Source organism: Streptomyces sp. CA-278952, assembly GCF_028747205.1.
Taxonomy (GTDB): Bacteria; Actinomycetota; Actinomycetes; order Streptomycetales; family Streptomycetaceae; genus Streptomyces.
In genome coordinates this window covers 5,139,251-5,155,840 of sequence record NZ_CP112880.1, presented here as the reverse complement: position 1 = coordinate 5,155,840, position 16,590 = coordinate 5,139,251, and the positions used below count along the sequence as shown (strand labels likewise).

Below are 16,590 nucleotides of genomic sequence, written 5' to 3'. Positions count from 1 at the left end.
CGGGTGCGGGGGCGCGTGGGCATGGCACAGGCCCCGTCCTCCGGTGGGGGGACGGGGCCTGTGGTTTCCGGCGTGGGGTCAGCCGGTCACATCATGTCTTCGATGTCGGCGGCGATGGGGTCCGCGTCGGTGCCGATGACGACCTGGATCGCGGTGCCCATCTTGACGACGCCGTGGGCGCCGGCGGCCTTGAGGGCGGCTTCGTCGACCTTGCTGGGGTCGTGGACCTCGGTGCGGAGGCGGGTGATGCAGCCTTCGATCTCGTCGATGTTGTCGATACCGCCGAGCCCGGCGACGATCTTCTCAGCCTTGGTGGCCATGTCCTTCTCCCTGGTTTCGCGCGCAGACGGCCGCCCGCTGCGGGTCCGTTTTGTCACGGTAACGCACGGTTGGCCCAACTTCACGGGCGGGTAACCGGATGATCCCGAAAGATGACGATCACCGGCGCCCTGCCTTCGGGACGGACCCCGGACCGTGACGCAACTGGTCTACACCAGTTTGCAACGACCGCCAAACGTGAAGTGTTCCCGGGAGGACGCCCATGAGTTCGAGCGCCGCTGCGGTACCGCAGCGAAAAGGGTGGAACGGACCGGTCCAGGGCCTGCAGAAGGTCGGGCGGAGCCTTCAGCTCCCGGTGGCCGTCCTCCCCGCCGCCGGCCTGCTCGTCAGTCTCGGCAACCTCTTCAGCTCGTACCTGGACGGCGCCTTCTGGGACAAGACCTCCAAGGTCCTGCTCAACGGCGGCGGCGCGATCCTCGACGGCGAGCTGGGCCTGCCCCTGTTGTTCTGCATCGGCGTCGCCATCGGCTTCGCGAAGAAGGCGGACGGCTCCACCGCGCTGGCGGCCGTCGTCGGCTTCCTGGTCTACCGGGGGGTGCTGACCGCCTTCCCCATGGACGGCACCGTGACGGAGGCCCTGCCCGACGGCGAGCCGCAGAATCCCGGCGTGCTCGGCGGCATCCTGATCGGGCTGCTGACCGCGGTCGTCTGGCAGCGCTACCACCGCACCAAGCTGGTCGACTGGCTCGGCTTCTTCAACGGGCGACGCCTGGTGCCGATCCTGATGGCGTTCCTCTGCGTGATCCTCGGCGTGCTGTTCGGACTGCTGTGGCAGCCGGTGGGCGACGGGCTGACCTGGTTCTCCAAGCAGCTGATCGACCTCGGCTCCTGGGGCGCGGCGATCTTCGGCTTCGCAAACAGGTTGCTGATCCCGATCGGCATGCACCAGTTCCTGAACACGTTCTTCTGGTTCCAGGCGGGCGAGTTCACCGGGGCGGACGGCCAGACCGTGCAGGGCGACATCTCCCGGTTCTTCGCCCAGGACCCGTCGGCCGGTCAGTTCACCTCGGGGTTCTTCCCGATCATGATGTTCGGCCTGCCGGCCGCGGCCCTGGCCATCACCCACTGCGCGCGGCCCGAGCGCCGCAAGGAGGTGGCGGGCCTGATGGTCTCGGTGGCGCTGACCTCGTTCGTCACGGGCGTGACCGAGCCGCTGGAGTTCTCCTTCATGTTCGTCGCGCCGCTGCTGTACGGCGTGCACGCAGTGCTCACCGGGGCGTCGATGGGCATCACCTGGCTGCTGGGGGTGCACGCGGGGTTCAGCTTCTCGGCCGGGTTGATCGACTACGTCGTCAACTGGCATCTGGATACGAAACCCTGGCTGATCATCCCGATCGGCGCGTGCTTCGCGGTGATCTACTACGTGGTCTTCCGTTTCGCGATCATCAAGTTCGACCTCAAGACACCGGGGCGCGAACCGGAGGAGGTCGAGAGGGAGATCGAGAAGGACCTCACCAAGTAGCGCGGCGCGGCAAGTGCTCCGGGTCTTCGAACCCGGTGCACACGGCACGCATGAGGCCCCCGGACCACCGGTCCGGGGGTCTTCGGCATGTCACCGATAGTGCCGGATCTGCTACTGCGAATAAGCAGGTAATTGCAGGTTCCTTATCTAACCCTCACCGTGCTAAAACTGGTCTACACCACTGAGTGGTCCAGACCACGGCTGTCTGCCGGCGTCTGTCGAGTCGCCGCCTCCCCACATCAACGACCTGGGCGGCACCGTGTCCCATGGAGGAAGTTGATGACCACGGCTGAGACCGCACCCGCGGCCGAGAAGAAGAAGGGCGCCGGCGTGATGGCCGTCATGCAGCGCATCGGCCGCAGCCTCATGCTGCCGGTCGCCGTGCTGCCGGCTGCCGCGCTCCTGGTCCGCCTCGGCAATGGCGACATGCTGGGCCGCGAGTCGTTCCCGACGTTCATAACGAAGCTCGCCGGCTACATGTCCGCGGGCGGCAACGCGCTCCTCGACAACATGGCGCTGCTCTTCGCCGTCGGCATCGCGATCGGCTTCGCGAAGAAGTCGGACGGCTCCACCGCGCTGGCCGCCGTCACCGGCTACCTCGTCTTCCAGAAGGTGCTCGCGACCTTCACGGACGGCAGCCTGCCGCAGAAGGCCACCGTGGTCGACGACAAGATCGTCATGGTGGACGCTCCCGTCAACGCCGGCGTCCTCGGCGGTGTCGTGATGGGTATCGTCGTGGCCCTGCTGTACCAGAAGTTCTACCGGACGAAGCTGCCCGACTGGGCCGGCTTCTTCAGCGGCCGCCGTCTGGTCCCGATCCTCTCCGCCTTCGCGGGTCTGCTCATCGGTATCGTCTTCGGTCTGATCTGGCCGGTCCTCGGCGCGGGTCTGCACAACTTCGGTGAGTGGCTCGTCGGCTCCGGCGCGGTCGGCGCGGGCATCTTCGGTGTCGCCAACCGTGCGCTGATCCCGGTCGGCATGCACCACCTGCTGAACTCCTTCCCGTGGTTCCAGGCGGGCGAGTACAACGGCAAGAACGGTGACATCGCCCGCTTCCTGGAGGGCGACCCGACCGCCGGACAGTTCATGACCGGCTTCTTCCCGATCATGATGTTCGCCCTCCCGGCGGCCTGCCTCGCGATCGTCCACTGCGCCCGCCCGGAGCGCCGTAAGGTCGTCGGCGGAATGATGTTCTCGCTGGCGCTGACCTCGTTCGTCACCGGTGTGACCGAGCCGATCGAGTTCACCTTCATGTTCGTCGCCCCGGTGCTGTACGCGATCCACGCGGTGCTGACGGGTGTGTCGATGGCCCTGACCTGGGCGCTCGGCATGAAGGACGGCTTCGGCTTCTCGGCCGGCCTCGTCGACTTCCTGCTGAACCTCGGCATCGCGTCGAAGCCCTGGCTGCTGGTCCTGGTCGGCCTCTGCTTCGCAGCGGTCTACTACGTGGTCTTCCGCTTCGCGATCACCAAGTTCAACCTGCCGACCCCGGGCCGGGAGTCGGACGAGGAGCTCGCCGAGCTGCAGAAGGCCGAGGCGAAGTAGCCTCCGCCACGCCCGTACGCCGGAGCCCCCGCTTCCCGAAGACGTCTTTCGGGAGCGGGGGCTTCGGCGTACGTACCTGTCGTATGTACGGTCGTGTCACATCGGGCGTACGGGCACGTCCAGCCGGTAGAGCTGGCGGGAGCCGCCCTCCGGTCCCGGGTCCCCGGGCTCGCCGGGGCGGAAGCCGAGCCGCTCGTAGAAGACGCGGGCCCCGCTCTCCACCGCCCCGGGGTGGTCGGGTCCGAAGGTGATCACCTCGACGGTGCCGGGCCCGGTGACGTACCGACGCATCGCCTCCGCCATCAGGAGCCGTCCCACGCCCGCGCCGCGGCGGTGTTCGGAGGCGACGAGCCAGTGCACGTGGTACGTCGGCGGTTCGGCGCCGAACAGCAGGCCGCCGACGGGGCCGGACACGTCGGCGGACTCGGCGACCAGGGCCGCCCCGTCACGGATGTGGGCTTCCACCGCGCGGTGGAAGCCCGGCTCCTCGACCATCGGCCCGAACCAGTGCTCGACCTGGGACGCCAGGGCCAGGAAGCCGTCGAGGTCGGCGTCCCGGGCGGGTCTGATCGTGATCATCCGAGCAGTCTCGCAGAGCGGCCCGGGGCCGGTGGCGCGTCCCGCGAAACCGGGCCGCCCGCCGCCCGCGCGGGGCTTCAGAGCTCGTACACCGCGCCCGGGGCCGCCAGTTCCACCGGGCCCGGGTAGGCCGCACGGGCGTCGGCGGCGTTGCGGTCGGCGTCGGTCCACGGCGGGATGTGGGTGAGGACGAGCCGGCGTGCTCCGGCGCGGGCCGCCGCCTCACCGGCCTCGCGGCCGTTGAGGTGCAGGTCCGGGATGTCCTCCTTGCCGTCGACGAACGACGCCTCGCAGAGGAACAGGTCCGCGTCCCGGGCCAGCTCCTCCAGCGCCTCGCAGGTTCCCGTGTCGCCGGAGTAGGCGAGGACGGAGCCGCCGTGCTCGACCCGGATGCCGAAGGTGTCGACGGGGTGGCGGAGCTTCTCCGTGCGGACCGAGAAGGGGCCGATCTCGAAGGACTGGGACTTGAGGGTGTGGAAGTCGAAGACCTCGCTCATCGCCCGGTCGGAGGGGGTGTCCCCGTGGGCGGCGGTCAGACGATGCTCGGTGCCCTCGGGGCCGTAGACCGGGAGGGGGACGGGGCGGGCGCCGTCGTGGCGGTAGTAGCGCACGACGAAATACGCGCACATGTCGATGCAGTGGTCGGCGTGCAGATGGCTGAGGAAGATCGCGTCGAGGTCGTAGAGACCGACGTGGCGCTGCAACTCGCCGAGGGCGCCGTTGCCCATGTCGAGGAGCAGCCGGAAGCCGTCGGCCTCTACGAGGTAGCTCGAGCATGCCGAACCCGTGGAGGGGAACGAGCCGGAGCAGCCGACGACGGTGAGCTTCATGGAGCGTGAACCTCCGGTACGCGGGAACGGGGAGGGTTCGTGCGATTCCGCCGGGGCTTCGTACGGGCCTGCGGAGCTTCGTACGGTGCCTGCGGAATGGGTTCTGCGGTTTGTCGAGCGTAAGGCGCGAAACTCCGCGTCGCTCCTCCGCTGCCCTCCGTTGTGGGGGAACTCACCTGCTCTGTCACCGGTTCGATGGAAGCGCGCCCACGGGCTGCCCCGCCGTGCCCGTCCCGGCCGCCGGTACGGTCGGGGGATGAACACGTTCTGGTGGGTGGCGCTGGTCGCCGTGGTTCTGCTGGCGCTCGTGGCCGCGGTGGTGGACGGCCGGGGGCGCTCGGACCGGGGGCCCCGCTCGCGCCGGCCCCGGCAGCCGGTGGGGTCGACCCGGCCGCCGTCCCGGCCCTCGGGCCCGTCGGGTCCGGAAGGCCGTGGGGACGGGCGTACCCCTCGGGCCGGCGAGGTGTGGTGGGCCGATGTGCCGTACGAGGACGGGCCCGGGTCGAAGGACCGGCCGTGTCTGGTGATCTCGGTACGGGGGCGGGGCCGGGGGCGCACGGCGCTGGTCGCTAAGATCACCAGCCGTCATCACGAGGAGCGGCCCGGGGTGATCGCGCTGCCCTCGGGGACGGTCGGGGACCGGCAGGGGCGGCAGAGCTTCCTGGAGACGGACGAGCTGCGGGAGGTCCGGATCGCCGGGTTCCGGCGGCGGGTGGGGACGGTGGATCCGGGGGTGTGGGAGCGGGTGCGCGGGCTGGGGGCGGGGTGAGGGGCGGGGCCTTTTCGGGGCTCCGCCCCGGGCCCCGCCCCTCAAACGCCGGAGGGGCTTGAAAGATGTCCTCAAGCGCCGGACGGGCTGGGACGGCCCGGACCGGCTGAGAGATGTCCTCGAGCGCCGGACGGGCTGGGTTGGCCCGGAACGGTCACGCCCAGAGCTGGCCCTGAAGCGTTTCGATCGCCGCTTCTGTCGTCTGTGCCGTGTAGACGCCCGTCGACAGGTACTTCCAGCCGCCGTCCGCGACGACGAAGACGATGTCGGCGCTCTCCCCCGCCTTGACCGCCTTGTTGCCCACGCCGATCGCCGCGTGGAGGGCTGCGCCGGTGGAGACGCCCGCGAAGATGCCCTCCTGCTGGAGGAGTTCGCGGGTGCGGGTGACCGCGTCGGCGGATCCCACGGAGAAGCGGGTGGTGAGGACCGAGGCGTCGTAGAGCTCGGGGACGAAGCCCTCGTCGAGGTTGCGCAGGCCGTAGACCAGGTCGTCGTAGCGCGGTTCGGCGGCGACGATCTGGATGCCGGGGCGGTTCTCGCGGAGGTAGCGGCCGACGCCCATGAGGGTGCCGGTGGTGCCGAGGCCCGCGACGAAGTGGGTGATGGACGGGAGGTCGGTGAGGATCTCGGGTCCGGTGGTGGCGTAGTGGGCGCCCGCGTTGTCCGGGTTGCCGTACTGGTAGAGCATCACCCAGTCCGGGTGCTCCGCCGACAGCTCCTTCGCGACGCGCACGGCGGTGTTGGAGCCGCCCGCGGCCGGGGAGGAGATGATCTCGGCGCCCCACATGGCGAGGAGGTCGCGCCGCTCCTGGGAGGTGTTCTCCGGCATGACGCACACGATGCGGTAGCCCTTGAGCTTGGCCGCCATGGCGAGCGAGATGCCGGTGTTGCCGCTGGTGGGCTCCAGGATGGTGCAGCCGGGGGTCAGCCGGCCGTCCTTCTCGGCCTGCTCGACCATGTGGAGCGCGGGGCGGTCCTTGATCGAGCCGGTGGGGTTGCGGTCCTCCAGTTTGGCCCAGATCCGGACGTCCTCGGACGGGGACAGCCGGGGCAGACGCACCAGAGGTGTGTTGCCCACGGCTGCCAGCGGGGAGTCGTACCGCATCAGCGCATGCCGCCGGCGACGGCCGGGAGGATGGTGATGTTGTCGCCGTCGCTGAGCTTGGTGGTGATGCCGTCGAGGAAGCGGACGTCCTCGTCGTTGAGGTAGACGTTCACGAAGCGGCGGAGCTGGTCGCCGTTCGCGCCGTCGACGAGTCGCTCACGGATGCCGGTGTGGCGGCTCTCCAGGTCGGCGAAGAGGTCGGCGAGGGTGTCCCCGTTGCCTTCGACGGCCTTCGCGCCGTCGGTGTAGGTGCGGAGGATGGTCGGGATGCGGACCTCGATGGCCATGGCGTGGGCTCCTGTCGAAAGCGTGGAGGTGGCGTGGGGCGCGCGTTTCTGACCCCGCGCAGGGGGTGGTGCGTGTGGATGGGGCGCGCGTACCGCGGCTCAGGCCGGGCGGCTCACGGGCAGGCTGCGGGCGGGACAGATCGCGCTGGCGAGCCTGCACAGGTCGACGTGCAGCCGCGCTACGAGCAGCGTGCCCGGCGTCTTGTTGCTCACGTCATGGGGAACCATGCGGGCATCGTATCGATTCCCTGTGCGGAAACCCGAGTGTCGTATCAGATGGTGGATGGCGAGTGACCACTATGTGGAAATGGAGGGCTTGGTGAGCCCCTCCGGCAGGTAGACGACCGTGGGTGCGCCGGTCTTGGGGTGGGTGCTGACCTCGGCGGCGACGCCGTACACGTCGCCCAGCAGTTCGGCCGTGAGGACCTCTTCCGGGGTGCCGGAGGCGACGACGCCGCCGTCCTTGAGGACGTAGAGGCGGTCGCAGTAGTACGCGGCGAGGTTGAGGTCGTGCAGGGCGAGGAGGTTGGTGGTGCCGAGGTCGCGGACCAGGGAGAGGACCTCCAGCTGGTAGCGGATGTCCAGGTGGTTGGTCGGCTCGTCCAGGACGACGAGAGACGGCTGCTGGACCAGGGCGCGGGCGACCAGGGCCCGCTGGCGTTCGCCGCCGGAGAGGGAGGCGAACGTACGGGGTTCGAGGGCGGCGATGCCGACCCGGGCGAGGGCCTCGGTGACCAGGGCGGTGTCGGCGGCGGTGTCCGCCTCCCAGAACCGTTTGTGCGGGGCGCGGCCCATCGCGACGACCTGGCCGACGGTCAGCTCGAAGCCGGCGTGGCCGTCCTGCGGGACGGTGGCGATGCGCTGGGCGCGGACCTTCACGGGGAGGGTGGCGAGGTCGTCGCCGTCGAGGAGGACCCGGCCGTGGGTGGGGCGCAGGGTGCCGTAGACGCAGCGCAGGAGGGTGGTCTTGCCGCTGCCGTTGGGGCCGACGAGGCCGACGGTCTCGCCGTCGGCGGCGGTGAGGTCGACGGCGTCGACGAGGTGGCGGCCCTCGCCGACGCCGTACGAGAGGCCCTCGGTGCGCAGGGTGGTCACGGGCGGGCTCCTCGGGCGTACGGAGTGGTCGGGCGGGCTTCCTCGGAAGGTGACGCCTTCATGCGGGCGCTGCTTCGGGGCGGCGGCGGAGCATCCAGAGGAAGAACGGGCCGCCGGTCAGCGCGGTGAGGACGCCGACCGGGATGTCCTGCGGGGCGGCGAGCGTCCGGGCGGCCAGGTCGGCGAGGACCAGGAACACCGCCCCGCCGAGGGCGACGACCGGGAGCAGGGCGCGGTGCGCGGCGCCGACGGCCATCCGGGCCATGTGCGGGACCATCAGCCCGACGAAGCCGATCGCTCCGCTGTACGCGACGAGCGCCCCGGTCATGAGGGAGGCGAGGACGAAGACGGCGGCCCGGAAGCGGGCGGTGTCGAGGCCGAGGACGGTCGCGCCCTCCTCGCCCATCAGGAGGAGGTCGAGCGGGCGGGCCAGGGTGAGGAGTACGGCGGTGCCGGCGGCCAGGGTGACCGTGGGGAGCGCGAGCATGTCCCAGCGGGCCGCGCCGAGGCCGCCGAGGGTCCAGTAGAGGACTTCCTGGAGGTGGTCGGCGCGGGCGGAGGTGACCAGGATCAGGCTGGTCAGGGCGGAGAGGACGTACGAGACGGCGACTCCGGCGAGGACGAGCCGGTTGGTGGTGAGGCCGCCTCCTCCGCGCGCCAGGGTGTAGACGAGGAGCAGCGAGAGCAGCGCGCCCGCGAAGGCCGCGGCGGGGATGGTGACGGTGGTGGTGAGGGTGGCTCCGATGCCGAGGACGATGACGAGGACGGCGCCGGTGGAGGCTCCGGAGGAGACGCCGAGGAGGAACGGGTCGGCGAGTTGGTTGCGTACGAGGGCCTGGAGGACGGTGCCGATGACGGCGAGTCCGGCGCCGACGACGATGCCGAGCAGGACCCGGGGCAGCCGGACGTCCAGGACGATCGTGCGGAAGGGGCTCGCGTCCGCCCGCCCGGTCAGGATGGAGAGGACCTGGCCGGGCGGGATGCGGACGGAGCCGAGGGCGAGTGCGGCGAGCACGGCGGCGGCGAGGAGCGCGGCGAGGGCGCCGAGCACCAGGGTGTAGCGGAGGAGCCGCCGCGGTGCGGGGGTGCGGCAGCTCACGGGGTGGTGGCCCCCGGGTGGAGCTGGGCGGCGAGTTTGTCGATGGCGGCGGGGGCGCGGACGCCGAGGACGGCGTCGGAGAGCGGCATGACGGCGAAGCGCTGGTTCTTGACGGCGGGGACGTCGGCGAGGGCCGGGTCGGTGAGGAGTCGCTTCTTCTTCTGTTCGACGGTGGTGGCCCCGTAGTCGTAGATCACGATGGCTTCGGGCTTGCGGGCGACGACGTTCTCCCAGGAGGCGTCGCCGAAGGGCTTGTCGAGGTCGGCGAAGACGTTGGTGCCGCCGGCCCGCTCGATCAGTTCGTTGCCGATGCCTTCGCCGCCCGCGGTGAAGGCGGTCTTGTCGCCGCTGTCGTAGACGAAGACGGAGAGGGGCTTCAGGCCGGCGAGCTTCTCGGCGGTGGCGGCGTTGTCGGCCTCGGCCTGCTTGATCCAGGCCTCGGCGCGGTCGGGGACGCCGAAGGTGCGGCCGACCTGGCGGATCTCCTCGTAGAGGGTGTCCATGGGCTGGTCGCCCTTGGTGCAGCTCTCGGTGTTGAGCCGGCTCTCGATGCCGGACTTCTCCAGGGCCTGCCGGCTGCGGCCGTCGCCGGCGGCGAAGGCGCTGCTGTAGCCGCCGTAGACGAAGTCGGGGTTGGCGGCGAGGACCTGCTCGTAGGAGGGGTACTCCTTGGCGATGACCGGGACGGACGCGTAGTCCTCTTTGTACTTCGGCAGGACCTGGTCGTCGAGGTAGGCGGTGCCGACGAGGGACTTCTTCAGGCCCAGTTCCAGCATGATCTCGGTGACGTGCTGGTTCATGGTGACGACGCGTTTCGGCGGGGCCTTGAACGTGGTGGTGACACCGCAGTTCTTCACGGTGTACGGGAATCCGTCGCTCTTGGCCGCGGCCTTGTCCCCGGTGGCGGCGTCGCCGTCCGGGGTGGTGGAGCAGGCGGTGAGAGCGAGCGGGAGCAGCACGGCGGCGGCTATGAGCGCGGGGGTGCGCCGGGACATGGCGAGGCCTCTCCGGGGGATTTCCGCGTCCCCTGGTCGATGCGAGAAGGCGGCGGGCCAGTTCCTGACTTCCGGGCCGCCCTCCGGTGCGACGTCGTCCGCTGGGGAGTCGTCCGCGTGGGAGGGGGCCCGGTCACAGTGGCGGGACCGTGCCGGATTCGCACCGGCTTCCTGGTTTCCTGCTGCCTTGATGGGTCTGGGGGCAGTGTGCCAGACCCGTGCGGGGGCCCTGCGGGGGCACCCTGGTGGGTCCCTGGTGGGCTTGATGGGTCCTGGTGGGTCCCTGGTGGGTCAGTACGCCTCGACGATCCGCACGTCTTCCTCGGTGATCTCGCCGTCCACGATGCGGTACGAGCGGAACTGGAAGGGTCCGGCGTCGTCGGTGTCGGCGGTGGAGACCAGGACGTAGTGGGCGCCGGGTTCGTTGGCGTAGGTGACGTCGGTGCGGGAGGGGTAGGCCTCGGTCGCCGTGTGCGAGTGGTAGACGATCACGGGCTCCTCGTCGCGGTCGTCCATCTCGCGGTAGAGCTTGAGGAGGTCGGCCGAGTCGAACTCGTAGAACGTGGGCGAGCGGGCGGCGTTGAGCATCGGGATGAAGCGCTCGGGGCGGTCCGTCCCGGCCGGGCCCGCGACCACTCCGCACGCCTCGTCGGGGTGGTCGGCGCGGGAGTGGGCGACGATCTGGTCGTAGAGCGTCTGGGTGATGGTCAGCATGGCGCCAGGATATGCAGGCGGCCCCTTCTGTACCGGTGGGTGGTACGGAAGGGGCCGCATGCTGGACACGTCGGCCGTTGGGGCGGCCGGAGCGGTCCGGGAGGGGGGCGGTGTGGGGCCCGCCCCCGGGGTCAGGGGGTGCCGGCGGTGGTCCTCTCCGGGGTGCGCGACTGGAGCACCCGGTAGGAGACGAAGAGGATGAGCGCCCACAGCGGTGCGCAGTAGAGCGAGATCCTGGCGTCCTTGTCGATCGCCATCATCACGATGACCATCCCGATGAACAGGAGCGCGAACCAGCTCGTGTACGGGGCTCCGGGGGCCTTGAACGAGGACTGCGGGAGCAGACCGGCGTCGGCCATGCGGCGGTAGCGGATCTGGCTGCACAGGATCATGATCCAGGCCCACATGCCGGAGATGGTGGCGAAGGAGACGACGTAGTTGAACGCCTCGCCCGGCCACTGGTAGTTGATCCCCACACCGACGAGCATCAGGGCGGCGGAGAACGTGGTGCCGACCAGCGGCAGGCCGTTCTTCGTCAGCTTGGTGAAGGCGCGGGGGCCCTGGCCGTTGAGGGCGAGGTCGCGGAGCATGCGGCCGGTGGAGTACATGCCGGAGTTGCAGGAGGAGAGCGCGGCGGTGAGGACGACGAAGTTGACGATGGCTGCGCCGACGCTGAACCCCATCTCCTCGAAGGCCTTCACGAACGGGGAGACGCCGGGCTTGAAGGTGGACCACGGCACGACCGAGAGGATCATGATCAGCGCGCCGACGTAGAAGACGGCGATGCGCCAGGGCACGGTGTTGATGGCCTTGGGCAGCACGGTCTCGGGGTCCTTGGACTCCCCTGCGGTGACACCGACGAGTTCCACGGCGAGGAAGGCGAACATGACGATCTGGAGCGTCATGAGCGTGCCGGTGATGCCGCTGGGGAAGAAGCCGCCGTCGTTCCAGAGGTTGGCGACGGTGGCGGTGTCGCCGGCGTCGGAGAATCCGACGGTGAGGACGCCCGCGCAGATCAGGATCATGCCGATGATCGCGGTGACCTTGACCATGGAGAACCAGAACTCCAGCTCACCGAAGAGCTTCACGGAGATCAGGTTGGCGCCGTACAGAATGACGGTGAAGACCAGGGCGGACAGCCACTGCGGAATGTTCCACCAGTACGTCATATAGGTGGCGGCGGCGGTGACTTCGGTGATTCCGGTGACGACCCAGAAGAGCCAGTAGGTCCAGCCGGTGACGAATCCGAAGAACGGGCCGAGGAATTCCCGGGCGTACTCCGAGAAGGAGCCGGAGACCGGGCGGTACATGAGGAGTTCGCCCAGGGCCCGCATGATGAAGAAGATGACCAGGCCCGCGATGGCGTAGGCCAGGATGAGGCTCGGTCCGGCCCGGTCGATGGCTTTGCCCGCGCCGAGGAAGAGCCCGGTGCCGATGGCTCCGCCGATGGCGATCATCTGAATCTGACGAGCGCCCAGCCCGCGCTGGTATCCCTCGCCACTGGTCCCGGAATCCCCGGCGTCGCCGCCGGGCCGGCCCTTGTCGGCCTGTCCCTCGTCGACCTGCGCCGATGTCATGGTGGTGCGCCTTTCTCCACGCCGATCCGCGCCTCACAAGGCAGCGGACCAGGTCCTGATCCCCCCGGATATGGATGGAGTGCCGCCGGCGTTCGGCCGGTTCGTGGCGCCCCCGGGAACAGGGGTGGCGTCCCCGGGCGGTCGTGAAGATTTATCACGGCCGTCAGGGGACACGGTGGGACATTCTGTGGCGCACGACACAGGAAAAAGCGGGCAAGGGGTTCTGTCCGGCACGAAAACACCGAATCATTTGGTGTGATCTTTATGCGGATCTGAGCGTCCGTTGAGCGAACGGAGGGCGCCCGCCCCGGCGTGGCGGGGGGCGCCCTCTCTGTTCACCGCATCACCGCATTGCGGCTTACGGCTTACGGCTTACGGCTTACGGCATGAGCGATTCGACGAGCGTTTCCTGGAGTGCGCCGAGCCAGAGGTAGGCCATCACCATCGGCTTGCGCGGATCGGCGTCGGGGAGCCGGTAGAGCGAGCCCTCGCCTCCCTCGTCCTCGTCGGAGACCTCCAGCCGGGTGCCGATGGTCAGGCGCAGGTCGTTGAGGGAGCGCAGCCAGCTGCGGCACTCGTCGCCGGTGAGGGTGAGGACGGCGCCGCCGTCCCCGGAGGGCGAGAGCGCGTCCAGGGTGCGGACGACGGTGACGGCGTCCTCGCGCTTGCCGGAGCGCAGGTCGTTCTCGGTGAAGCGGCGGAACTCGGAGGACAGCTCGCGGAGCTCCTCCTCCGGCTTTCCGCCCTCGGCGGGTCGGCCGGGGCCGCCGTAGGCGTCGGGGAAGAGCCGGGCGAGCGCCGGGTCGGACGGCGGCTTGCTGGGGCCCTCGGCGAAGAGAGCGGCGAGCGGGTCCTCGCCGTCGGCGGGCGTCTCGCCGGGGCCGATCAGTTCGAGCAGCTGGACGGCGAGGGAGCGCAGGATGGAGATCTCGACCTCGTCGAGCGCGACGGCCGCGCCGCCGCCTGGGGTGGCCTCGAAATGGCCGGCCATGGATTCTCCGATGGTGGGTCGAACGGGGCGGGGGGGGGAGGGCGGGGCGGTCGGGCGGGCCCGGGCGGCTCTAGTTGCGGTCCTGGGTGAGGGTGGCCCACAGTCCGTATCCGTGCATGGCCTGGACGTCGCGTTCCATCTCCTCGCGGCTCCCGCTGGAGACGACGGCGCGGCCCTTCTGGTGCACGTCCATCATGAGCCGGTGGGCCTTGTCCTTCGGGTAGCCGAAGTAGGCCTGGAAGACGTAGGTCACGTAGCTCATCAGGTTGACCGGGTCATTGTGGACGAGCGTCACCCACGGGACGTCCGGCTCGGGGACCGCGAAGGTCTCCTCGGCCGAATCGGGACGTTCGATCTCTAGCGGGGTAGCAACGCTCACCTGTCCCATGCTGCCACCCGGGCGGGTCCCACGCATAAACGGACCCCACATCTCGTCAGTTTGACGAATAGGGGGTAGCATCCCAGCCATGAACTCAGCGGACCTCGGGCGACGGGTCGGCGTTCCGTCGACCGCGCTCTTCACCGACCAGTACGAGCTGACCATGGTGCAGGCGGCCCTCAAGGCCGGCACCGCCGACCGGCACTCGGTCTTCGAGGCGTTCACCCGCCGGCTGCCCGAGGGGCGGCGCTACGGAGTCGTCGCGGGCACCGGCCGGGTGCTGGACGCGGTGGAGAACTTCCACTTCGACGACGAGATGATCGGCTTCCTGCGGCAGCGGAAGATCGTCGACGAGCCCACCCTCGAATGGCTGGCCGGCTACCGCTTCAACGGCGACATCTGGGGCTACCCGGAGGGCGAGGTCTACTTCCCCGGCTCCCCGATCCTGCGGGTGGAGGGCTCCTTCGCCGAGTGCGTGCTGCTGGAGACGGTGATCCTCTCCATCCTCAACCACGACTCCGCCATCGCCGCCGCCGCCTCACGGATGTCGGCCGCCGCCGGGGGCCGCCGGCTGATCGAGATGGGCGCGCGCCGCACCCACGAGCTCTCCGCGGTCGCCTCGGCCCGCGCCGCGTACGTCGGCGGCTTCGACGCCACCTCCGACCTGGCGGCCGGCTTCCGCTGGGCGATCCCGACCGTCGGCACGAGCGCGCACTCCTTCACCCTGCTGCACGACACCGAGCGCGACGCGTTCCGGGCGCAGGTGGACTCGCTGGGACGGGGGACGACGCTGCTGGTCGACACGTACGACGTGAACGAGGCGGTCCGGGCGGCCGTCGAGATCGCGGGGCCCGAGCTGGGCGCCGTACGGATCGACTCCGGGGACCTGCTCCTGGTCGCGCACCGGGTGCGGCAGCAGCTGGACGAGCTGGGGGCGACGGAGACGAAGATCGTGGTGACCTCGGACCTGGACGAGTACGCCATCGCCTCGCTGGCCGCCGCGCCGGTGGACGCGTACGGGGTCGGCACCCAGCTGGTCACCGGGAGCGGGCATCCCACCTGCTCCATGGTCTACAAGCTGGTGGCCCGCGCCGGCTCGGCGGAGCCGGACGCTCCGCTGGTGCCGGTGGCGAAGAAGTCGCTCGGGGCGAAGTCGTCGAAGGGCGGTCGCAAGTGGGCCGCCCGCCGGACCGACGCGAACGGCGTCGCCGAGGCCGAGGTGATCGGCACCGGTCCGGTCCCCGAGGAGCTGGCCGGCCGGCAGCTGCTGGTGGAGCTGGTGCGCGGTGGCGAGGTGCTTGCGCGGGAGCCCCTGGAGGCCATTCGGGAGCGGCACGTGGCCGCGCGCGGGGGGCTGCCGATGTCGGCGATCCAGCTGTCCCGGGGCGAGCCGGTGATCCCGACCGAGTACGCCTGAGAACGGCTCGGGGCGGCTCGGGGCGGCCCGCGGGGGCCGCCCCGGCCGTCCGGACCGGCCGGATCCGGAACCGGGGGTTTGGCGGACGGGCTTGATTGTGACGGTCCAGTGCCTAGGCTCGAACCCGCGGACACACCCGGACACCCCGGCATCCCCCTCCGCTCGGCGCCACCCCGCTCCGGCCCCACGAGCTACCGCCCCGCCGCCCATCCGCTCCCGCCCCCACCGAAGGACACCCGCCATGCACCGCGCATTGATCGTCGTGGACGTTCAGAACGACTTCTGCGAGGGCGGCAGCCTCGCGGTGGCGGGCGGTGCCGACGTCGCCGCCGCCATCACCGACCTGATCGGCGACGCCCAGCCCGGCTACCGCCACGTGGTGGCCACCCGCGACCACCACATCGACCCGGGCGACCACTTCTCGCCCAGCCCGGACTTCGAGCACTCCTGGCCGGTGCACTGCGTCGCCGGTACGGAGGGGGTCGGCTTCCACCCGAACTTCGCGCCCGCCGTCGCCTCCGGCGCGATCGACACGGTGTTCGACAAGGGGGCGTACGCGGCCGCGTACAGCGGGTTCGAGGGCTCCGACGAGAACGGCATCGGACTCGCCCAGTGGCTGCGCGACCGGGACGTCACCGAGGTCGACGTCGTCGGCATCGCCACCGATCACTGCGTGCGGGCCACCGCGCTGGACGCGGCCCGCGAGGGCTTCGTCACGCAGGTGCTGCTCGACCTGACCGCGGGCGTGTCCGGGGCGACCACGGAACGGGCCCTGACCCAGATGCGCACGGCGGGCGTGAAGCTCTCCGGAACGCCGGTCGTCACGCCGTAACCCCACCGCGCCCGGATCAGGCCTCGCCCGCCTACGCGGCCGGGCGGGCCGGTCCGGCGTACCCGGCGGGGCCCAGCAGGGCCCTGATCGGGTGCCACAGCTCCTGGCACGACTGGGATGACTGGGAAGACGAGGGCGACGGGGGTGCGAGGCCCGACAGGCCCGCCGGGTCCGCCTGCGGGGCGGCCCGCCACAGCAGACCGTCCGGATGGTGCAGCACGGCCGTGACCTCGTCCGGCGTGGGCGGCCGGTCGTTGCCGCGCAGGTAGACCGCCCGCAGCCCCAGGTTGCGCAGCCTGGTCAGGGCGCGCGCCCGGTTCGCCGCGTGCACCAGCACCCGCACCGGGCCCCCGGGCCCCGCTCCCGTACCCCCGTAAGGGCCTGTTCCGTCGGCCGGTCTGGTCAGGGTCAGTGCGACCACCACCGTGCCGTTCGGCAACCTGCAGAAACCTCCGCCTGCCATGCTCCGCGCTCCCCCGTGAGACGTCGTGTCAATAAGGATGTGAACAAGACGCACCTAAACACGATCGGCCGCCGCCCGCTAGGGGGCGACGGCCGATCATGGCGTGACCTGC

At 70.5% G+C, this 16,590-nt stretch carries 19 protein-coding genes and 1 riboswitch; of the genes, 5 read left to right on the top strand and 14 right to left on the bottom strand.

What is annotated here, in order from left to right; genetic code table 11:
- Positions 1–86: 86 nt before the first annotated feature.
- A complete protein-coding gene (locus N7925_RS23105) occupies positions 87–377 on the bottom strand; it encodes a glucose PTS transporter subunit EIIB (protein ID WP_078625861.1) in 291 nt (96 codons plus the stop codon).
- A 164-nt stretch (positions 378–541) separates the two neighbouring features.
- Here N7925_RS23105 and N7925_RS23100 point away from each other — a divergent pair, with 164 nt between their 5' ends.
- Entirely contained in the window at positions 542–1,801 is a 1,260-nt protein-coding gene (locus N7925_RS23100) for a PTS transporter subunit EIIC (protein ID WP_274345017.1), read from the top strand.
- A 279-nt stretch (positions 1,802–2,080) separates the two neighbouring features.
- Positions 2,081–3,346, top strand: a complete 1,266-nt coding sequence (locus N7925_RS23095) for a PTS transporter subunit EIIC (RefSeq protein ID WP_265601362.1) — start codon at positions 2,081–2,083, stop codon at positions 3,344–3,346.
- A gap of 96 nt (positions 3,347–3,442) precedes the next feature.
- On the opposite strand, the gene N7925_RS23090 is transcribed toward N7925_RS23095, so the two are convergent.
- Both N7925_RS23090 and N7925_RS23085 read right to left on the bottom strand, forming a co-directional pair.
- Positions 3,443–3,925, bottom strand: a complete 483-nt coding sequence (locus tag N7925_RS23090) for a GNAT family N-acetyltransferase (protein ID WP_265601361.1) — start codon at positions 3,923–3,925, stop codon at positions 3,443–3,445.
- A 77-nt stretch (positions 3,926–4,002) separates the two neighbouring features.
- On the bottom strand, positions 4,003–4,755 hold the full coding sequence (locus N7925_RS23085; protein ID WP_274345016.1) for an MBL fold metallo-hydrolase: 753 nt from the start codon (positions 4,753–4,755) through the stop codon (positions 4,003–4,005).
- Between the two features lie 256 nt (positions 4,756–5,011).
- Here N7925_RS23085 and N7925_RS23080 point away from each other — a divergent pair, with 256 nt between their 5' ends.
- Positions 5,012–5,524 carry a type II toxin-antitoxin system PemK/MazF family toxin gene (locus N7925_RS23080; RefSeq protein WP_265601359.1) on the top strand — a complete coding sequence of 171 codons (513 nt, stop codon included), beginning with the start codon at positions 5,012–5,014 and terminating at the stop codon, positions 5,522–5,524.
- 154 nt (positions 5,525–5,678) lie between these two features.
- Here the strand turns inward: N7925_RS23080 and N7925_RS23075 are convergent, their stop codons facing one another.
- The 10 genes from N7925_RS23075 to clpS all read right to left on the bottom strand — a co-directional run bounded on the left by N7925_RS23075 (position 5,679) and on the right by clpS (position 13,775).
- The gene (locus N7925_RS23075; protein ID WP_265601358.1) at positions 5,679–6,629 is read right to left on the bottom strand and encodes a PLP-dependent cysteine synthase family protein; all 951 of its coding nucleotides are present in this window, start codon (positions 6,627–6,629) and stop codon (positions 5,679–5,681) included.
- Positions 6,629–6,916 carry a MoaD/ThiS family protein gene (locus N7925_RS23070; RefSeq protein WP_265601357.1) on the bottom strand — a complete coding sequence of 96 codons (288 nt, stop codon included), beginning with the start codon at positions 6,914–6,916 and terminating at the stop codon, positions 6,629–6,631. Before N7925_RS23070 ends, N7925_RS23075 begins: the two co-directional genes overlap by 1 nt.
- 99 nt (positions 6,917–7,015) lie before the next feature.
- Positions 7,016–7,144 (bottom strand): putative leader peptide, encoded by a 129-nt coding sequence (locus N7925_RS23065; protein WP_018958487.1) that lies wholly within the window; start codon positions 7,142–7,144, stop codon positions 7,016–7,018.
- 69 nt (positions 7,145–7,213) lie between these two features.
- Positions 7,214–8,011, bottom strand: a complete 798-nt coding sequence (locus tag N7925_RS23060) for an ABC transporter ATP-binding protein (RefSeq protein ID WP_274345015.1) — start codon at positions 8,009–8,011, stop codon at positions 7,214–7,216.
- Positions 8,012–8,069: 58 nt separating this feature from the next.
- The gene (locus N7925_RS23055; RefSeq protein WP_265601355.1) at positions 8,070–9,110 is read right to left on the bottom strand and encodes a FecCD family ABC transporter permease; all 1,041 of its coding nucleotides are present in this window, start codon (positions 9,108–9,110) and stop codon (positions 8,070–8,072) included.
- The gene (locus tag N7925_RS23050; protein ID WP_274345014.1) at positions 9,107–10,105 is read right to left on the bottom strand and encodes an ABC transporter substrate-binding protein; all 999 of its coding nucleotides are present in this window, start codon (positions 10,103–10,105) and stop codon (positions 9,107–9,109) included. Before N7925_RS23050 ends, N7925_RS23055 begins: the two co-directional genes overlap by 4 nt.
- Positions 10,106–10,158: 53 nt before the next feature.
- Positions 10,159–10,324, bottom strand: a riboswitch (cobalamin riboswitch).
- A gap of 72 nt (positions 10,325–10,396) precedes the next feature.
- Positions 10,397–10,819, bottom strand: a complete 423-nt coding sequence (locus tag N7925_RS23045) for a M67 family metallopeptidase (protein ID WP_265601353.1) — start codon at positions 10,817–10,819, stop codon at positions 10,397–10,399.
- Positions 10,820–10,950: 131 nt separating this feature from the next.
- Positions 10,951–12,396, bottom strand: coding sequence for an amino acid permease (locus N7925_RS23040; protein WP_265601352.1), 1,446 nt, complete (start codon positions 12,394–12,396; stop codon positions 10,951–10,953).
- A 379-nt stretch (positions 12,397–12,775) separates the two neighbouring features.
- Entirely contained in the window at positions 12,776–13,387 is a 612-nt protein-coding gene (locus N7925_RS23035; protein WP_265601351.1) for a DUF2017 domain-containing protein, read from the bottom strand.
- Positions 13,388–13,457: 70 nt separating this feature from the next.
- On the bottom strand, positions 13,458–13,775 hold the full coding sequence (gene clpS, locus N7925_RS23030) for an ATP-dependent Clp protease adapter ClpS (RefSeq protein WP_026290599.1): 318 nt from the start codon (positions 13,773–13,775) through the stop codon (positions 13,458–13,460).
- Between the two features lie 79 nt (positions 13,776–13,854).
- Between clpS and N7925_RS23025 the strand changes: the two genes are divergently transcribed.
- Both N7925_RS23025 and N7925_RS23020 read left to right on the top strand, forming a co-directional pair.
- The gene (locus N7925_RS23025) at positions 13,855–15,183 is read left to right on the top strand and encodes a nicotinate phosphoribosyltransferase (protein ID WP_274345013.1); all 1,329 of its coding nucleotides are present in this window, start codon (positions 13,855–13,857) and stop codon (positions 15,181–15,183) included.
- Positions 15,184–15,424: 241 nt separating this feature from the next.
- Positions 15,425–16,015, top strand: coding sequence for an isochorismatase family protein (locus N7925_RS23020; protein WP_265601349.1), 591 nt, complete (start codon positions 15,425–15,427; stop codon positions 16,013–16,015).
- A gap of 31 nt (positions 16,016–16,046) precedes the next feature.
- On the opposite strand, the gene N7925_RS23015 is transcribed toward N7925_RS23020, so the two are convergent.
- Positions 16,047–16,478 carry a hypothetical protein gene (locus N7925_RS23015; protein ID WP_265601348.1) on the bottom strand — a complete coding sequence of 144 codons (432 nt, stop codon included), beginning with the start codon at positions 16,476–16,478 and terminating at the stop codon, positions 16,047–16,049.
- Between the last annotated feature and the right edge of the window lie 112 nt (positions 16,479–16,590).

What these genes read in the sequence shown, in the direction of transcription:
- N7925_RS23070 (WP_265601357.1), bottom strand. Translation starts at nt 6,916, where the DNA reads ATGGCCATCGAGGTCCGCATCCCGACCATCCTCCGCACCTACACCGAC.
- N7925_RS23045 (WP_265601353.1), bottom strand. Translation starts at nt 10,819, where the DNA reads ATGCTGACCATCACCCAGACGCTCTACGACCAGATCGTCGCCCACTCC.
- N7925_RS23075 (WP_265601358.1), bottom strand. Translation starts at nt 6,629, where the DNA reads ATGCGGTACGACTCCCCGCTGGCAGCCGTGGGCAACACACCTCTGGTG.
- N7925_RS23015 (WP_265601348.1), bottom strand. Translation starts at nt 16,478, where the DNA reads ATGGCAGGCGGAGGTTTCTGCAGGTTGCCGAACGGCACGGTGGTGGTC.
- N7925_RS23095 (WP_265601362.1), top strand. Translation starts at nt 2,081, where the DNA reads ATGACCACGGCTGAGACCGCACCCGCGGCCGAGAAGAAGAAGGGCGCC.
- N7925_RS23020 (WP_265601349.1), top strand. Translation starts at nt 15,425, where the DNA reads ATGCACCGCGCATTGATCGTCGTGGACGTTCAGAACGACTTCTGCGAG.
- N7925_RS23040 (WP_265601352.1), bottom strand. Translation starts at nt 12,396, where the DNA reads ATGACATCGGCGCAGGTCGACGAGGGACAGGCCGACAAGGGCCGGCCC.
- clpS (WP_026290599.1), bottom strand. Translation starts at nt 13,775, where the DNA reads ATGGGACAGGTGAGCGTTGCTACCCCGCTAGAGATCGAACGTCCCGAT.
- N7925_RS23100 (WP_274345017.1), top strand. Translation starts at nt 542, where the DNA reads ATGAGTTCGAGCGCCGCTGCGGTACCGCAGCGAAAAGGGTGGAACGGA.
- N7925_RS23035 (WP_265601351.1), bottom strand. Translation starts at nt 13,387, where the DNA reads ATGGCCGGCCATTTCGAGGCCACCCCAGGCGGCGGCGCGGCCGTCGCG.
- N7925_RS23050 (WP_274345014.1), bottom strand. Translation starts at nt 10,105, where the DNA reads ATGTCCCGGCGCACCCCCGCGCTCATAGCCGCCGCCGTGCTGCTCCCG.
- N7925_RS23025 (WP_274345013.1), top strand. Translation starts at nt 13,855, where the DNA reads ATGAACTCAGCGGACCTCGGGCGACGGGTCGGCGTTCCGTCGACCGCG.
- N7925_RS23090 (WP_265601361.1), bottom strand. Translation starts at nt 3,925, where the DNA reads ATGATCACGATCAGACCCGCCCGGGACGCCGACCTCGACGGCTTCCTG.
- N7925_RS23085 (WP_274345016.1), bottom strand. Translation starts at nt 4,755, where the DNA reads ATGAAGCTCACCGTCGTCGGCTGCTCCGGCTCGTTCCCCTCCACGGGT.
- N7925_RS23080 (WP_265601359.1), top strand. Translation starts at nt 5,012, where the DNA reads ATGAACACGTTCTGGTGGGTGGCGCTGGTCGCCGTGGTTCTGCTGGCG.
- N7925_RS23065 (WP_018958487.1), bottom strand. Translation starts at nt 7,144, where the DNA reads ATGGTTCCCCATGACGTGAGCAACAAGACGCCGGGCACGCTGCTCGTA.